The following is a 16,212-nucleotide window of genomic DNA, read 5'->3' as shown; positions in this document are numbered from 1 at the left end:
GGGCCGTCGGCCAGTGCGTCGACGCACATGCCGGCAGCGCCGTCTGCGAGCCGGACCGGGGGAAGCCCGTCGGTGTCGGCCACCAGTCCCTCCCCCGCGCCGGGGAGCTGTGCCGCTGGGCATACCGAGGTCACCGTCAGTCCTGGTGACGCGGTCGAACAGCGGCTCTGTGTACGCCCTGGGACCGTGGTGTCGCTCGTCCTGCGGCCTCGCACGGATGACAAGAGGTGGACGGCCGTGCGGAGCTCCGCGCCGGTTCTCGTCCTGGCGTCCGGATGGCGGGTGGACGCGGACGGTACGTCCCACGCCTCACTGCGGTGTGCGGGGACCCGGGCCGGTGCGGCCGAGGTCACCGCGTCGGCGAAGGCGCCGGATGTGGCGGGTGCGGCAAGGGTCGCCTTCACTCTGCACGTGAGTGTGGTGCCGTATACGACGCAGGGGTGACCCCGGCAACCCGGGATCACCCCTCCGACACCGACACCGCCGCGTCAGTGGCAGTCGCGCACGTCGATCGTGTAGATGCCGCGGCCGTGGGTGGCCGCGTACAGCGTCCTGCCGTCCGGGCCCAGCTTGAGCTGGAGCACGGCGACGGCCGGGAGGTTCCCGATGCGCTGCCAGGTCGTGCGGCCCGGCGCGCGGTAGACGACGCCGAGGTCGGTGGCGACGGCGAGGCCGCCGTTCGGTGTGACGACCGCGGAGTTGGTCGGCACGTCGGGGAGGTTCTTCGAGATGTCCTTCCAGGTGGTGCCGCCGTCGGTGGACTCGAAGACATGGCCGACGCCGGCGCCGGGGCCTTCGGTCCAGTGCCGGGAGAAGCCGTTGACCGCCAGGTAGACGTGGTCCGCGTTCTTGGGGTCGACGGCGAAGCCGGCGAGGTAGCGGTTGGGCACGGTGCCGTCCGCGCCGGTGGCCGGGAGGGTGATGTCGTGCCAGCCGGTGCCGTCCGCGTTGCCGACGGAGATACCGCGGGCGAAGCCCTGGTTGTTGCAGGGGCCGCACCAGGCCGCGTACACCTTGCCGCCCGAGGCCGCGACGGCGGTCGCGGTGCGGCCGGCGCCGAGGTCGTACACGCTGGTCCACTCGTCGCCGCTGCGGATGGCGTAGCCGTGGGTCTGGACCCAGATGTGGCGGCCGCCGGCGATCCAGGTCGAGCTGTTCTTCGCGTCGGCCGTGATCGGGGCGATGAAGCGGGCCTCGCCGGTGGCGTTGTCGGCCGGGGCGACGTTGTACGACGTGACCTTGCTGGGGTCGGTGACCCAGCTGCCGTCGTTCACGGCGCAGTTCTGGGTCACCTGGATGGCGAGGTAGACGTACTCCTCCGCGATGTCGCAGCCGTTGGCCGGGTCGGTGAGGGTGTCGCCGCCGTCGCCGCCGAAGTCGGAGCCCATGACCTTGTCGTTGCTGCGCAGGATGGACTGGCCGTTGTCCTGCAGGCCGCCGGTGACGGAGACGCCGCCGTAGGTCAGGTCCTTGCCGACGCCCACCGAGTAGTACTGGAGGGTGTCGATGGTGCCGTCGTTGAGCGAGGTCCAGTCGGTGGCGTGCCCGGAGGCGTCCTGTGAGCCGTTGAGCGGGCGCTTGTAGACGCCGCCGTCGTTGCCGACGTAGACGAAGCTCTTGCCGTGGTAGCTGCCGATCGCGACGCCGTGCTGGTCGGAGTGGGTGGTCTGACTGCAGTCGCCCGTCTGCTTGGCCGGGTCGATGCTCCAGCAGGGGAAGCCGAAGTTCCAGTACGGGCCGACGGTCGACCAGCTGGTGCCGCCGTCCTTGGTCTCGTAGACCTCTTCGAGGCCCGCGTACACGTGCTCCGCGTTCGCCGGGTCGACGGTCAGGAACTGGTTGTACCAGGCCTGCACGCCCGGCATGTAGCCGCTGGAGGTGAGCGCCGAGCCGTCGGCGGCCAGGCCCTGGTAGTCGGCGATCTTCGTCCAGGGGCCGGTGGGCGAGCCGGACTTGGAGACGTAGATGCCCTCCAGACCGCTGTCCGGATTGGTGTTCAGCTGCTCCGGGGACTGGTCGATGGCGTAGTAGCGGGAGCCGTCGGAGGAGCGGGCGAAGGTGACGTTGCCGACGTTGTCCGCGTCGGCGGGCAGGTCGCCCAGGCCGCTGGTGATCCGCGTCCAGGTGCCGCCTGCGCCCTTGGTGTAGAAGCCGTTGTAGTCGTCACCGCTGCGCCAGCCGACGGCGAGGACCACCTTGGCGGGGTCCTTCGGGTCGATCGCGATGTCGTTGGCGATGTTCTTGTACGCGGCCGAGTCGTCGTTCGCGAGGGAACCGCCCGGCAGGTAGTCGGGGTTGGGTGCGAACTCCAGCTTCCAGGCGCCGCTGAGCTTCTTCGTGGAGTGGCTCCACACGCCCTCGCTGGTCGCCGCCCACACCTTGCCGCCGCCGAAGCGCAGCTCGTGGATGGTGGTGGACTCCAGCTCGTCGCCGCCGACCCGGCTGCGGGCGGAGAACGTGCCGCGGTGCGGATCGGACAGGACGTAGACACCGCTGCCGAGGTAGGCGTCCGCGTTGGTCGTCGCCTCGCCGGTACCCAGCCACAGCCGCCCGGCGCCGTCCAGCGCGAGCGCCCCGGTGGACTGCGAGGACAGCTTGTCGCCGATGGGCTGCCAGCGCCCTCCCCCGGTGTGCGAGCGCCACACTCCGCCGCCCGCGCTGCCCGCGTACACGTACCCGTCGTCGTCGGCGGCCATCGCGGCCATCCGGCCGGTCACGTTGCCCGACCCGCCGCTGGAGTTGGAGTCGTAGTCGCGGTAGCGCGGATCGTCGGAGTTGTACGGCAGGTCGGTGATATTGCGCCAACTGCCGCCGGTGCTCGGCAGGTTGGTCAGACTCGTCCAGGCGGCGCCGTAAGCGCCCGGTGCGACGACGCCGGGTGAGGTGCGAGCCTCGGCGTACTGGTCCGCACCCTCGGCTATCTCGTCGGCCTCGTTGCCGTCGTCACCGCCGCCGTCGTCCTCGGCCTTCGCTTTCGGGCTGACGGCACCGACCGACTGCCCTCGTTCGGCGGCCAGTTGAGCCAGTGCGCGGGCCCCGAAGGGGCTGCCGGCTCCGCCGGGCGCGGCGCCGGCGGGTATCGCCACGAGCGCGGCGGATGCGGTGATGGCGCAGATCGTGAACCAACGTCTCTTGCGGCTTGGTGCTGACACCAGGTCCTCCCGAACAGGCACGGATACAGCCGTCGGGGACGACCCGACCACCGGCGGCAGGAGGCGTCCGACACTTGGACAGTCCTTGACCAGAACCTGCCACTGTCGATGGCCGGAAGCCGACCGGCTCGTCGCGCCTTGATCGGGGACTCCGGGTCAGAGGGCCGCGGTCCGCACGCGGACAATGACCGGCAGCGCACCGGCGAGGGCCAGCGCGATGCCGCCGGAGACCAGCAGCGGGAGGTGGCCGTCGGCGCCCCAGGCGAGGCCGGCCCACACGCCCGCGAGCAGGACGGCGGCGCCGGTGGCGCCCTGGTAGAGGCCCTGCGCGGTGCCCTGCTGGTGGTCGGGGACGAGCGTGGAGATCCAGGCTTTGCCGACGCCGTCGGTGCAGGCCGCGAAACCGCCGTAGAGCGGCAGCACCACGAACACCGACCAGGGGCTGTGGATCAGGCCGAGGCCCAGGTAGCCGATCGCGAAGAAGGCCAGACCTGCGGCGAAGACCAGCGGGCGCGGCAGTCGGTCGGACAGCGCCCCCGCGGGATAGGACAGGGCGGCGTAGACGAGGTTGTAGACCGCGTACGCGCCCACCACCCCGGCCGTCGAGAGGCCCAGGTCGTGCGCACGCAACAGCAGCAGCGCGTCAGGGAAGTTGACGAGGTTGAAGGCGAGCAGCATCCCGAGAACCCGCCAGTAGGGGCGGGGCAGGGAACGCCAGGGTGTGCGGGCGGCCCGCGTCGAGGAGTCGCCCGCCCCGTCGGTTCGGGGGTCGCGGACGGCGGCGACCAGCGCGACCGACGCGACGGCGGGGATCACGGCGATCCAGAACAGCGGTCGCAGCCGGTGGTCGAGCGCCTCGTACAGGACCAGCCCGACGAGCGGACCGACCACCGCGCCGGCGGTGTCGGCGGCCCGGTGCAGGCCGAACACCTTGCCGCGCTGTCCGTTCGGAACGCCCTCGACGAGCAGGGCGTCGCGAGGCGCCCCGCGCATCCCCTTGCCGAGCCGGTCGGTGACCCTGGCGACGAGCACCAGCGGCCACGCGGTCGCGAGCGCGATGAGCAGCTTGCCCACCGCGGCCAGCCCGTATCCCGCACCGATCAGCGGACGACGGGCGAACCGGTCGGCCAGGCGCCCGGCGGCCACCTTGGTGATCGAGGCGGCCCCCTCGGCCGCTCCCTCGATGGCGCCGACCGCGACCGGCGGTGCGCCGAGCACCACGGTCAGGAAGATCGGCAGGATCGGGTAGAGGAGCTCGCTGGCCGCGTCCTGGAGAAAGGACACGCCGCACAGCACCCGCACGTTGCGGGTCAGCCAGGCGGGGCGGCGTCCGGTCGGCCGCGGGGCGCTGCTGGGTTCTGTCACGGGTACACGATCTCCGATGCCGTTGCGGTAGTCGATCGCGACAGCGAGAAGGTGCTGGATCATGTGGGGCGAGGTTCCCCGCTGCTCCAGGATCGCTTTGAACTAGTCGAGTTCGATCGGCACGTAGGTGACCTCGCGGCCGCGGAGACAGTGCGGACAAGGACGAGCATTTCACTGATTGCCCTGTCGGGGTCGACGGCCTGCCCCTGTTTGGCACAGCGGGTGTGCGGCTTGTGACGGCAGGGCGCGCCGCGGGCCGCACGGCCGGAGCTTGCCGTACTCCGGCGCGCAACTGCGGCCCAGGACAAGCCCATCAGCGCCGGCGCACCTCACTGCGGCTGCCGCTTCACGGGCTCGCCGGCTGTTGACCTGTTGGTTCAGGGATTAGAAACCCCGGGTCAGCCCGATACCCACCGGCATCGTGCTCTCTGGGAGCCCTTATTCGTGGTCGGTGGAGAGGGCGATGTGCCGGGCGGCGTCCATGTCCTTGCGGAAGGTGTCCAGTTTGGCGTCGAAGGCCTGCAGGGTGTCGGCTCCGAGGGGGAGGCGTAGGGGCGGCTCGGGGGTGTCGGCCATCTCGACGATGGCGCGGGCGGCTTTGACCGGGTCGCCGGGCTGGGCGTGGTTGAGGCTCGCGGCGGCTGTGCGCATCGCGCCGACGGTGGGCGCGTAGTCGTCGATGGTGTCGGGGCCGGTGTGCAGGCTGGCGGGGTCGAGGAAGTCGGTGCGGAAGAAGCCGGGTTCCACGAGTGTGACGTGGATGCCGAGGGGGGCGAGTTCGGTGTGGAGGGTCTCGGTGAAGCCTTCGACGGCGAACTTCGTCGAGGCGTAGATGCCCCAGCCCGGCGCGGTGGCGAAGCCGACGATGGAGCTGATGTTGATCACATGCCCGGAACCCTGGCGCCGCAGTACCGGCAGTACGGCGCGTTGGACGGCGAGCGGGCCGAACACGTTGGTCTCGTACAGCGCGCGGACCGCGGCGTCATCGGACTCCTCGACGGCGGCGAGCAGTCCGCTGCCGGCGTTGTTGACCAGGACGTCGATCCGGCCGAACCGTTCGACCGCCGCGTCGACGGCCGCCTGGATGCTCGGCGGGTCGGTGACGTCCAGCGCCACGGTGAGCAGCGCGTCGCCGGCGTCGGGGAACTGCTCGCGGACGGTGTCGGGCTTCCGCGCGGTCGCGACCACCTGATGGCCGGCGGCGAGGGCGGCACGGGTGATCTCCAGGCCGAAGCCCCGGGACGATCCGGTGACGAACCAGATACTCATTGTCTTCTCCAGCGTTCAGATGGTGGTGGGCAGGTCGAAGGCCGCGCGGTTCTGCGCGATGAAGCCCTCGACGTCGAGGGGGTCGCTGCCGCCGATCGTCTTCACGAGGTCGTTGGTGCCGGCGAAGACGCCGTTGCGGTAGTCGACGGCCACGGCGAGCAGGTGCTGGATCAGGTGGTCCGGCGCGCCGCGCCCGCGCAGGATGGCGGCGAACTCGTCGAGTTCGATGGGTACATAGGTGACCTCACGGCCCAGTGCCTTCGACATCTTCTCGGCGATCTCGTAGTGGTTGAGCTCCTCGGCTCCGTACAGCGGGTAGATCTGGCCGGCGTGCGGGGCGGGGTCTTCCAGGATGGCCGCGATCACCTTGGCCTGGTTGCTCTCGGCGATGGGGGCGTGGCGTCCGTCGGCGAACGGCAGGCGCAGTTCGCCGGTTCCGTCGGCCCAGGTGTCGATCAGCCACTGGGCGAAGAAGGTCGGACGGATGTGGGTGACCGGGACCGGGGAGCGGTCCAGGACGCGTTCGGCGACCCAGTGCTGGCGTGCCGCGTTGCTGGCGGTGTCGCGGCGGGCGGAGATCTGCGACATGTTCACGATCGCCTGGACCCCGTTCTCCTCCGCCGCCTGGGCCACGTTCACGGTCGCGTCCATCAGGCCGGGGCGGATCGGATAGGTGAAGTACAGGGCGTCGATGCCCTTGGTCGCCTCCGCCAGGGAGTCCAGGTCGAGGACGTCGCCTTCGACGACGTCCGCTCCGAGGGCGGCGAGCCGCTCGGCACGCCCGTCCAGGCCCCGGACGAGTGCGCGGACGTGGTGCCCGCGCTGGAGCAGGAGTTCGGTGGTGTGGCCGCCGGTCTTGCCGGTGGCCCCGATCACGAGGAGGTTGCGTTCCATGATGATGATCTCCGTTTCTTGAGGGGGGAGCCGGCGGGAACTCCACCGTCAGACCTTCGAGCGGGTGTCGCAGAAGATGAGTGACGTGGTGCGATGCCCGTCTTGCTGGAGGCTGTGATCGCGGGGCCGCCCGAGTGGCTGCGGCCCTGTGGTCAGGGTGTACGGCGGGGCCGGAGGGCGAGCAGCGCGGTGGCCGCGGCGATTCCGGCGCCGGCCTGGACGGACCAGGCGTGGTCGAACCCGGTGGTCGTGGCCTGGAAGGCGCGGGCGGCGACCAGCACGCCGAGACTCGGTGCGGCGGCCGCGACGGCGGAGGTGAGGGTGAACAGCGCCACTCCGGACAGCAGCATCTTCCTGCGCCCCCACTGGTCCGCGATGCGGCCGGCGGGCACGAGTACGGCGGCGAAGACGATCGCGTAGGCCGACAGCACCCACGACACGCTCGCGACGCCCGCGCCCGGGAATGACCGGCCGATCCCGTCGAGGGCGACATTGACGACGAAGAAGTCGAGCTGCGCCATGAAGGCGACGGCCCCCAGCACCGCCATGATGCTCCAGCGGCGCGGGTGACCGGCGTCGGTGACGGCCGGAGCCGTACCGGCGGGCCTTGTCGATGCCGCGGCTGCCTGCGGTGAAGCCTGTGTGGACATGGCGTCCGCCCCTCACACGAAAATGGGCTTGCTAGCCCCTTTTTGGGCTCGACCTCATGGAACACCCAAAAAAAGAGGCTGTCAAGCCCATTTTCGTGCTAAGGTCATCCGCATGACCGCAAGCAGCGAAGTGTCGGCCCGGAAGCTGACCCCCAAGGGTCTGGCCACGCGCGAGCGCATCATCGAGGCAGCCGCGGAGCTGATCTACGAACACGGCGCCCAGAACACCAACAACGAGCAGATCCGTGAGGCCGCCGGAGTCAGCGGCTCACAGCTCACGCGCCACTTCCCCACCAAAGAGGCCCTGGTGCGTGCGGTGCTCGCCTGGCAGGCCGACAACATCGTCGCCCGCCACCAGGCACCGGAGCTGGGCGAGCTGGACAGTTTCGCCGCCCTCCATCAGTGGGCCGACTCCTACATCGCCTCGCAGGACATGCTGCGCGGCGGCTGCACGTTCGGCTCCCTGGCCGCCGAGGTCGTCAAGAACGAGCCCTCCCACCGGGACGCGGTGGCCGAGGGCTTCGAACGATGGCAGGAACTGTTCAGGCGCGGCCTGAGCAAGATGCGCGAGCGCGGCGAGCTGCGGCCGGAGGCCGACCCGGCAGCGCTCGCCCACCTGCTCACCGCCGCGTTCCAGGGCGGAGCGCTGCTGGACCAGGCGGCCGGCGAGTCCGCACCCCTGCGCGACGCGCTGTACGGCGCCCTGGCCTACATCGAGTCCTTCGCCGTAAAGGGCTGAGCGGCCCGGCACTGGCGGACACTCGGCGGCAACCGATGGAGGAGCACGCCGCCCGGTGAGGCCGCAGAGGAATCCGGACGGCACCCGCCCACTGCTCTACGAGACTCCAAGGACCACCGGCTGGGCCGTCGGGCCCCGAAGGCGAGAGCGACCGCTGCGGAGTGACGGATCCCCTGACAATCAGCGAGTGATGGCCGACGCCCACCTGGCGCTCCCGGCCCCGGACTCGCCGACGCCCCCCTGGCGATCCCGGCCCCGGACTGCGGCGGAGTGAGTGCCTGCAGCTCACAGCCAAGGCGGTGCCTTCGGCGGGGGATCGGCCGGCACCGGGATGGAGGGGGCGCCGTTTCCGCCCGCGGGCCCGTGGTGGCGTGCGCGGGGTCCTCCCATCCCGTCCACCGTCAACCCGACTCCGTCACGTCAGAGTGCTTCCTTCGACGGCGTGATCGGCTCGCCCGACTTACGTACTACAGGCAGAACACTCCAGGGGAAGTTGATCCAGTCGTCGGTCCGCTTCCACACGTACTCGCACTTCACGAGGGAGTGGGACTTCTCGTAGATCACCGCGGACCGGACCTCGGCGACGGTGTCCAGGCAGAAGTCGCGGACCAGCTTCAGCGTCTTGCCGGTGTCGGCGACGTCGTCGGTGATCAGCACCTTCTTCTCGCTGAAGTCGATGACGTTGGGGACGGGCGCGAGCATGACCGGCATCTCGAGAGTCGTCCCCACCCCGGTATAGAACTCGACGTTGACCAGATGCAGGTTCTTGCAGTCGAGGGCGTAGGCGAGCCCGCCGGCGACGAACACGCCACCGCGGGCGATGCTCAGCACTATGTCGGGTTCGAACCCGTCGTCGGCGATGGTCTGAGCGAGCTCGCGCACGGCGACGCCGAACTGCTCGTAGGTGAGGTTCTCCCGTGCGGCGCTGCTCATGGCCGGCTCCTCACACCTGCGTCCGATGGAAATTGAGGTAGGAGCGGGAGGCGGTGGGTCCGCGCTGCCCCTGGTAACGGGAGCCGTAGCGCTCACTGCCGTAGGGGTGCTCGGTGGGGGAGGAGAGCCGGAACATGCACAGCTGCCCGATCTTCATGCCCGGCCACAGCTTGATGGGGAGGGTCGCGAGGTTGGACAGCTCAAGGGTGACGTGCCCGCTGAACCCCGGGTCGATGAACCCGGCGGTGGAGTGCGTGACCAGCCCGAGCCGCCCCAGCGAGGACTTCCCCTCCAGCCGCGAGGCGAGATCGTCGGGCAGCGAGATGACCTCGTACGTCGACGCGAGGACGAACTCCCCGGGGTGGAGGATGAAGGGCTCGTCGCCCTCCGGTTCCACCAGCCGGGTCAGGTCCGGCTGCTCGACGGAGGGGTCGATGTGCGGGTACCGGTGGTTCTCGAACACCCGGAAGAGGCGGTCCAGCCGCACGTCGATGCTCGACGGCTGCACCATGGATTCGTCGTAGGGATCGATCCGTACCCGCCCGGCGTCGATCTCGGCCCGGATGTCCTTGTCTGAGAGAAGCACGCCCCGAGGATACGCAAGGCGCGCGGACCCACGACAATCGTGACAGTCCACGCGCCCCTGTTACTGCTGTCCTCTTCTGCCTCTTCTGCCGCTAATGCTTCTCAAGTGCGACCGGCACGACGCTGCGCAGCCGGGCGCACTTGGGACACCGGACGAGCCGACCGGGGCCGAGCCGCTCGGCCTGCTGCATCGGGAACGTAGTGGTGCTGAACACGTGCCCTTCGGCACAGCGGACGACGGTGCGTTCCATCAAGTCCCTTAAGTCCCTTCCCCAGGAGCCGCGTCGGGCTTACTGCCGTGACGACGGAAAGCCACATTACGGGATCAAAGGGACGGCTCTCCAGGCGGCACTCCGGCCCACCCGGACCCTCTCCCACGCCCCCACCGTACGCCCCAACTCCGCCCCGCCGCAGCCCGATCCCACCCCCTGAAACGCACCCGGACCCCAGGGTCTCGGCACCAGGGGTCCGTCATGAGGTACAGTGAGCGAGCATTCGGACACCGACCTGGTCGGCGTCTTACGCGGGTGTAGTTTAATGGTAGAACATCAGCTTCCCAAGCTGAGAGCGCGAGTTCGATTCTCGTCACCCGCTCCAGGAGAAACCCCCAGGCCAGAGGCCCGGGGGTTCTTTGTTGTCTAGACCGGTGAGCGGGGTGCGCACCACAACCGCACCATTAGCTTTCGGCGGCCGCCTGGGTGTGGTGTGTCTCGTGGTGCGCGGGGTCGTCGTGGGGTCTCTCGTCGTTGTGGCGCTTCGCACGCTCGGCGCGGACCAGGTCGTCAAGGCCGGCGGCGACCTCTCGTTGCCTCTCCTCGTCGGAGTGCTGATAGATCAGCGCGGCCTTCTCGGATGACTGGCCCGCGCGAACCACGTGTCCTTGAGGGTCTCGCCGGAACGGGTCGAGAGGGTGTGGCCGGCGCACCGGAAGCCTTCTAGGCAACGATCGCTCACGCCAAAGCAGCTCCGTAAGTTGTTCGGTGGCCCGGGAGGGCCGGATGTGGCTTCAAAGCAGCTTGCCGATCGTGGCTCGGCTGGAGTGGCCGTCCGGTCCTTCGGGGCGCCCTGGTCGCTGATTGAAATACGCGAAACGCGTCGCTGTTTACGGAGCTGACGACGGGGTGTCCTACGGGCCGACGGAAGGAACTCGGCTGCGGGAGGGACGCGTGAGCGAACGACGGGCCCGGATATGGGTCGGTATCGACGCGGGCAAGGTCCATCACTGGGCCGCGGTGGTCGACGAGACCGGCGCGACTCTCTGGTCGAAGAAGATCGGGAATGACGAGTCGGCGATCCTGTCCGCACTCGGCGAGATCCTGGACCTGGCCGATGAGGTGCACTGGGCGGTGGACATCTCCAGCAGGTCCTCCGCACTGCTGCTGGCGCTGCTGGCAGCCCGCGGGCAGCAGCCTGTCTACGTGCCCGGGCGGACGGTCAACCGCATGGCCGGCGCCTACCGGGGCGAGGCCAAGACGGACGCCCGCGACGCCTACGTCATCGCCGAAACCGCCCGCCACCGCCGGGACTTCGCCACCCTCGACGTCCCCGCGCAGCTGGCCGCCGACCTCGCGCTCCTAACCGCTCACCGCACCGACCTGGTCACCGACCGAGTGCGGACGGTCAACCGGCTCCGCGACGTGCTCACCGGCATGTTCCCCGCCCTGGAGCGCGCCTTCGACTACTCGGCCCGCAAGGGCGCACTGGTGCTGCTGACCGGCTACCAGTCCCCGGCCGCCCTGCGCCGACGCGGCCTGGCCCGCCTGACCTCTTGGCTGGCCAATCGAGGGGTTCGCGACGCGGACAGCGTGGCCGCCACGGCCATGGAAGCCGCCCAGGCCCAGCGGACCGCCCTGCCCGGCGAAGACGCCGCCGCACAGATCGTCGCCGACCTGGCCACTCAGATCCTGGCCCTGGACGACCGACTCAAGCACATCGACCGGCAGATCCGGGACGCCTTCCGCACCCACCCCCAGGCCGAGATCATCGAGTCGCTGCCCGGCATGGGCCCCATCCTCGGAGCCGAGTTCGTCGTCGCCGCGGGCGACATGACCGCCTACGCCGACGCCGGCCACCTCGCCTCAGCCGCCGGACTGGTCCCCGTCCCACGCGATTCCGGCCGCCGCACCGGCAACCTGCACCGCCCCAAGCGCTACAGCCGCCGCCTGCGCAGAGTCTTCTACCTCTCCGCGCAGACCAGCATTGTCCGCGACGGCCCCAACCGGGACTACTACCTCAAGAAACGCGGCGAGGGCTGCAAACACGTCCAGGCCGTCATCGCCCTCGCACGACGCCGCACCAGTGTGTTGTGGGCCCTCCTGCGCGACGACCGGGCCTTCACCCCCACACCGCCCATCACGCAGACGGCTTGAGTGTGGCCACAAAGCCAGCAGCGTGGCTGAGGCCGGTGGGGCTGCAGCGAGACACACGCGCACCTGATCGGTCGGCGTGCCCGCCGTCGTGGCTGACTTTCGTCGGCTGAGGCACAGACGATCTCCGGGACGAGGTGCCGTCCTCACGGGCGCCGACCGCCCGGTACCGTGCACCATGAGGGACGGCGGGTCAGTCGTCACCCCAGCCGCGGAACGTCCCTGAACCGTCAACTGCGTCGGCAAAGTCAGCGAAGTCTATGTTGGCGATACTCAGATTGGCGGAAATGTCGGGGTACCACCGGGCCGGGACCCGGCACGTCCGTCCAGGTTCGTTGTAGAGGTCGACGGCCAAGAGCGGGGACGAAGGGTCGGTCATGGTGGTCGCATCCGCGAGGAACACGTAGGTGAGTTTGTCGTCTTCCTCGGTGGCGGCCTCCTCGTCGATCAGCGCCTGGATGCTCACGTCGGTGAAGCGGGGATCACTGACGTACGTCGCGTGTGGGGACCCGTCTGCAGCGTCGATCGCTGCTTGTACTGCGGACCAGGCCGCGTCATCACTGAAGTCGGTTCGCAGGACCGTCGAAGTCAGATCCTTCGGTGCAGGCAGGGGCATGCTGGCCATCCTGTCACCTGGGACAAGCTGTCGGACCCGGGCCGTCTCGGGGCCGTATGAGGGCGCTCAACGACGACCAACGCTGACAACCACATCTAAGTCGCAGGTCGCAGCGTTGATCGATTACACGGCCGCAGGTCAGAGATCTAGCGCTTCACTTCTTCGGCTACTGGTCGCACACGCTTGACTCGCCCATTGAAACTCCAGCCCGAAGCCCTTTCGCCGCCCGCTCGATATCTGCGACCCTGACGAAGTCGAACCTGAATTAGCGGTTCCCCGGGTCGATAATCCTTACCGGTTCATCTCTGGTTGCGATGGTACCGTCGTGATCGGATACGTCGATGAGGAGACGGAATAGCCAAATCAAACGCACAGCTCGGAGGAGCCCCAGGAAGAGCAGCAAGCCGACCACCCATCCCTGCCAGCCGATCGTCTTCCCTGTGTCGCTTAGCATGGCCGCCAGGCATCCAGCAGATACCGCAGTCATCGAGGTCAAGATGCTTACCCAATTTCGGCGAAGGCTCTCACCGAAGCGCGCTCTCAAGAAAGTCATACGCCGACCGGAACTGGTTGCGTACTGGCTAATCGCGGCTGTCCCAAAACCGCCGATGATCGCCGCAACGGAAGCGACTGTCGCGTAGACATTCATTCGCTGATCACTGGAGTGATGACTGAGAATATGATTGTGCTGCCATAATCCAAGCGCCACCACGCAAATTAGCGCACCTGCCCAGTCCACGCCCGGATGCTCACTCCACAGATTGTGCGCTCTCCGAGTAAATTGAACCCCGCTTGCCATCACTGCCCCCTTCGGCTAGCGAGAGCCTATGGCACGGGTCTGACAGCGTCGCGGAGCTCGGCCTCATGGGCCGAAGCCACGTCGAGGACCGCGTGGACGGCTGCCTCATACCAGGGGGCCTGCCCTTCGCTGCGGCGTAAGAACACTGGCTTCTGTGCAGTGATGTGGTCGGAAACGAAGTTGATTTGATCTTCTACAAGCGATCCGTCCGAGGCTGACAGAGTCACATGCGCAATCGCTCTATCTACTGCCCCGTCAGGCCCGACCAGGCTGCCGAAGTCCGAGATGAAATGCTGGACATCTTCACGCAGTCGCCGCTCCCCCCGAGAGCGGGAAGTGTCCCGCCCAAACCCGCGCCGCTTGGGAATCTTCATGGTGAGCGTAATCAGCGCATCTGGATTCCGCCTGTGCGCTTGTCGCGAAAAATCTCCTAGCCCATCGGCGTCCGAGGGGAACATCAGCTTCCCAGGGCGAAGCCTCATTTCAAACAAGTTGACCGCTTCAGCGTTACTCAACTTCTCCCATGCCTTCTTTCCCACCAAAGGCATTACGGCCAAGTCTCGATCTACGACATTCATTGCATTCAGCCACCGCTGCAAGGCCGTCGGTCGGGGAGCGGAGGCACTCCCCTGGATCACTCCGATTACATTCCCGAAAGGAAGAAAACAGACAATCGTTGTATCGACTACGCTACGATTTCCGTCAAGCTGTAAGTCGGAAATATGGTTGTGCTCCCAGTCGATCTGCTGAATATCTCCATCTCGAAGCCTCGCCAAAACGAGATGCTGGCGACCTTGCACTGAGATGGGGTCGCCTACGTACACATCATCGCCATGCCTATATCGACGCTGAAGCATTTCAAGGCTCCCAAGGTTCGTTAGAACCCTTGGCCAATCGAGGTGTCCGAACCTAGGGTCTCCCGCTTCCTTGGGCCTGACGATTTCGTAGAAAGCGACGGTCTTCTTGCGGCCGACATTCCCCAACCCGAGCCACCCCCAGCAAAATTGACACCTGGTGGGACAGTATGGCTCTCAAACGGTCCGCTTGCTAGCAAAAGGGAAGATCTTCCCCTTGGTAACGGGCGGTGCACAGGTTCCTGCCGACGGCGAGCATGGGCGGCGACGGCATCCCGAGACGGGCTCGAACCTCCACACGGCTGACATGACGACACCGGACCGTGGTGCACACCAGCACCTCCGCCTGACTGCTGTACCCGGTACCTACGTTGCGGCTTGCTATGGCCGGCGCCACGAGCCAGTAGCGTGGCTGAGGCCGGTGGGGGTACAGCGAGCCACACGCGTGCGTAGTCGGCCGGCGCACCCGCCGTCGTGGCTGACTGTCGTCGGCTGAGGTGCAGACAGGGCGTCAGATCGGCTCTGACATTGGCGACGGCGCCGCTGATGCAAAGAGCGAGGGCACGGCACCAGAACTTGCAGGGCAAACCTCGGCAACATCGCGAAATATCACGGTCTTTGGCGCGTGAGGCAGAAGAATGAGCGAGGTGGAGTTCCTCGACATCGACAAGCGGTGCACCCCTGGCCTCTACGGCCCTCGCGGCACACGACCAGGTCACGCATTTTGGACTAACTGTGACCATTCGAGCAAATGCGGATGGCTCTACGTAATCGACTTTTCCGATGGAGTGATCAAGGTCGGTCGAACCACGGACGCTCGACAGCGAATCAAGCGGCATCACTGGGATGCGCACAAACGAGGCGCAGAGGTTCGCCGCTGGTGGATATCCGTAAAGCACTCCAACACCTCCGAAACAGAGGGTGTGCTGAAACAATGCTGCCTACGCCACTGGCGGCTATTCGACGGGGATGAGTACTTCGCCAACGCTGACTTCGACATGGCGGTGACCTACGCCATGTTCTTCCGGTACACACGCCCGTGCAATGGTGAGATCCTGCGCGATAACCTCCGAGCGTGATGAGCAGCTCGTAGTCGCTTCACCAAGCACGACGTCGACCAGTCGTACTCATGGAAGACACTGGCTCCGCCCGTGATCAGGTTCCTGATCAGCCCAGACACAGTCTGAGGACTGCCAGGTCCTGCGGGGAACCACGGGGATCGGCGGAGACCCGGTCGTCGACCAGCCCGCTCCCGTAGCCGCTCCGTTGCAGGTCAGCCTAGGAACCGCCCGTAGAAGACCCAAGCTTCCCAAGCTCAGGGCGCTGACAGTTCCCCTGTCGGCTAGGTCTGGCACGGACCTGTCGCCGTATGCTCTGCCATCTTCCCCCTCTTATTCCAGGAGTGAGCCGTGCGTCGCTTCGTCATGGTCGTGCTGCTGGCCAGTATCTGCGCCGTAGGTTGCTCACCCATGCCCCCGGCACCCAGCCAGACATCGTCTGCCGGCACCGCTGCGGCACCGGCTAGCAAAGTGGCGTCCGCGTCTCCCACCGTTCCCGCCTGCCAGGCATCTGCGCAAGCCGACGAAGCGCTGTCTGCATCTGGTGCGCTCTTGGTGACTGGGTGTCCTTGAGTGACGAGACCCTGACCGCAGCGGGACGAATCGTGAAGCAGGCTCAGGGCCTGAAGAGCGTCTCCGAATCAGTGTGCCGGATTGAGACTGGCAACAGTGGCAAGCCGAACAGGCAGACCGTGTGCCAGGCGGCCAAGGAATTGGACCGTGACGGCGGTTTGAGAGCCCAAACGGAGGCGGAGAACGTAGCCGACGCGGCAGAACTGGCTTCGGCTGATGACATAGCCACCTTCAAAAGACAGTTGGATGCCGTCGCGGATCCAGCAAGATCAGGGACCATCGCTCTGCTCGCCAAGTACTGCGACGAGCCCCTCTCATAGGGGGAGCCTCGGTCCACCAGGCGTGACCGTGGCCGTCAC

The 16,212-nt window shown here is 67.6% G+C and carries 15 protein-coding genes, 1 tRNA gene and 1 pseudogene; 6 read left to right on the top strand and 11 right to left on the bottom strand.

Translation table 11 applies throughout. The features are described 5' to 3' along the window. The first annotated feature begins 237 nt into the window (after positions 1-237). On the top strand, positions 238-444 hold the full coding sequence (locus tag ACZ5K7_RS43965; protein ID WP_351709297.1) for an acetyl-CoA synthetase: 207 nt from the start codon (positions 238-240) through the stop codon (positions 442-444). A gap of 44 nt (positions 445-488) precedes the next feature. On the opposite strand, the gene ACZ5K7_RS43960 is transcribed toward ACZ5K7_RS43965, so the two are convergent. From ACZ5K7_RS43960 to ACZ5K7_RS43940, 5 genes are all read right to left on the bottom strand, one after another. Then, a complete protein-coding gene (locus tag ACZ5K7_RS43960; RefSeq protein WP_468923303.1) occupies positions 489-3,152 on the bottom strand; it encodes a WD40/YVTN/BNR-like repeat-containing protein in 2,664 nt (887 codons plus the stop codon). A gap of 156 nt (positions 3,153-3,308) precedes the next feature. After that, complete coding sequence (locus ACZ5K7_RS43955) at positions 3,309-4,580, bottom strand: MFS transporter (protein WP_468923300.1); 1,272 nt, start codon at positions 4,578-4,580, stop codon at positions 3,309-3,311. A gap of 375 nt (positions 4,581-4,955) precedes the next feature. Beyond that, positions 4,956-5,786, bottom strand: a complete 831-nt coding sequence (locus ACZ5K7_RS43950) for an oxidoreductase (protein WP_468923297.1) — start codon at positions 5,784-5,786, stop codon at positions 4,956-4,958. 15 nt (positions 5,787-5,801) lie between these two features. Further along, on the bottom strand, positions 5,802-6,680 hold the full coding sequence (locus ACZ5K7_RS43945; RefSeq protein WP_468923294.1) for an NmrA family NAD(P)-binding protein: 879 nt from the start codon (positions 6,678-6,680) through the stop codon (positions 5,802-5,804). A 152-nt stretch (positions 6,681-6,832) separates the two neighbouring features. Continuing rightward, complete coding sequence (locus ACZ5K7_RS43940; RefSeq protein ID WP_351709311.1) at positions 6,833-7,330, bottom strand: MFS transporter; 498 nt, start codon at positions 7,328-7,330, stop codon at positions 6,833-6,835. Positions 7,331-7,442: 112 nt separating this feature from the next. Between ACZ5K7_RS43940 and ACZ5K7_RS43935 the strand changes: the two genes are divergently transcribed. Then, a complete protein-coding gene (locus ACZ5K7_RS43935) occupies positions 7,443-8,069 on the top strand; it encodes a TetR/AcrR family transcriptional regulator (RefSeq protein ID WP_468923291.1) in 627 nt (208 codons plus the stop codon). A 420-nt stretch (positions 8,070-8,489) separates the two neighbouring features. Here ACZ5K7_RS43935 and ACZ5K7_RS43930 read toward each other — a convergent pair whose 3' ends face one another. Beyond that, positions 8,490-9,002: a phosphoribosyltransferase gene (locus tag ACZ5K7_RS43930; protein ID WP_468923288.1), complete on the bottom strand. Its 513-nt coding sequence runs from the start codon at positions 9,000-9,002 to the stop codon at positions 8,490-8,492. Between the two features lie 10 nt (positions 9,003-9,012). Continuing rightward, positions 9,013-9,588, bottom strand: a complete 576-nt coding sequence (gene dcd / locus ACZ5K7_RS43925) for a dCTP deaminase (RefSeq protein WP_351709320.1) — start codon at positions 9,586-9,588, stop codon at positions 9,013-9,015. Positions 9,589-10,110: 522 nt separating this feature from the next. Between dcd and ACZ5K7_RS43920 the strand changes: the two genes are divergently transcribed. Next, positions 10,111-10,184: transfer RNA gene (locus ACZ5K7_RS43920), tRNA-Gly, on the top strand. Between the two features lie 79 nt (positions 10,185-10,263). Here ACZ5K7_RS43920 and ACZ5K7_RS43915 read toward each other — a convergent pair. After that, positions 10,264-10,514, bottom strand: a pseudogene (locus ACZ5K7_RS43915) (hypothetical protein); the annotation flags it as partial. 239 nt (positions 10,515-10,753) lie between these two features. On the opposite strand from ACZ5K7_RS43915, the gene ACZ5K7_RS43910 reads away from it, so the two are divergent. Continuing rightward, positions 10,754-11,956: an IS110 family RNA-guided transposase gene (locus tag ACZ5K7_RS43910; protein ID WP_468923285.1), complete on the top strand. Its 1,203-nt coding sequence runs from the start codon at positions 10,754-10,756 to the stop codon at positions 11,954-11,956. Between the two features lie 190 nt (positions 11,957-12,146). Here the strand turns inward: ACZ5K7_RS43910 and ACZ5K7_RS43905 are convergent, their stop codons facing one another. The 3 genes from ACZ5K7_RS43905 to ACZ5K7_RS43895 form a co-directional block, all read right to left on the bottom strand. Continuing rightward, positions 12,147-12,578, bottom strand: a complete 432-nt coding sequence (locus ACZ5K7_RS43905; protein WP_468923283.1) for a DUF6924 domain-containing protein — start codon at positions 12,576-12,578, stop codon at positions 12,147-12,149. Positions 12,579-12,834: 256 nt separating this feature from the next. Next, entirely contained in the window at positions 12,835-13,308 is a 474-nt protein-coding gene (locus ACZ5K7_RS43900; protein ID WP_468923281.1) for a hypothetical protein, read from the bottom strand. Positions 13,309-13,394: 86 nt separating this feature from the next. Continuing rightward, entirely contained in the window at positions 13,395-14,225 is an 831-nt protein-coding gene (locus ACZ5K7_RS43895; protein WP_468923278.1) for a hypothetical protein, read from the bottom strand. Between the two features lie 644 nt (positions 14,226-14,869). Between ACZ5K7_RS43895 and ACZ5K7_RS43890 the strand changes: the two genes are divergently transcribed. Both ACZ5K7_RS43890 and ACZ5K7_RS43885 read left to right on the top strand, forming a co-directional pair. Next, positions 14,870-15,301: a hypothetical protein gene (locus ACZ5K7_RS43890; protein ID WP_468923276.1), complete on the top strand. Its 432-nt coding sequence runs from the start codon at positions 14,870-14,872 to the stop codon at positions 15,299-15,301. 548 nt (positions 15,302-15,849) lie between these two features. Next, entirely contained in the window at positions 15,850-16,173 is a 324-nt protein-coding gene (locus tag ACZ5K7_RS43885) for a hypothetical protein (protein WP_468923273.1), read from the top strand. Positions 16,174-16,212: the final 39 nt, after the last annotated feature.

The sequence above is a fragment of the Streptomyces sp. NPDC031497 genome, assembly GCF_055580905.1.
This window is presented reverse-complemented; position numbering and strand designations above follow the sequence as displayed.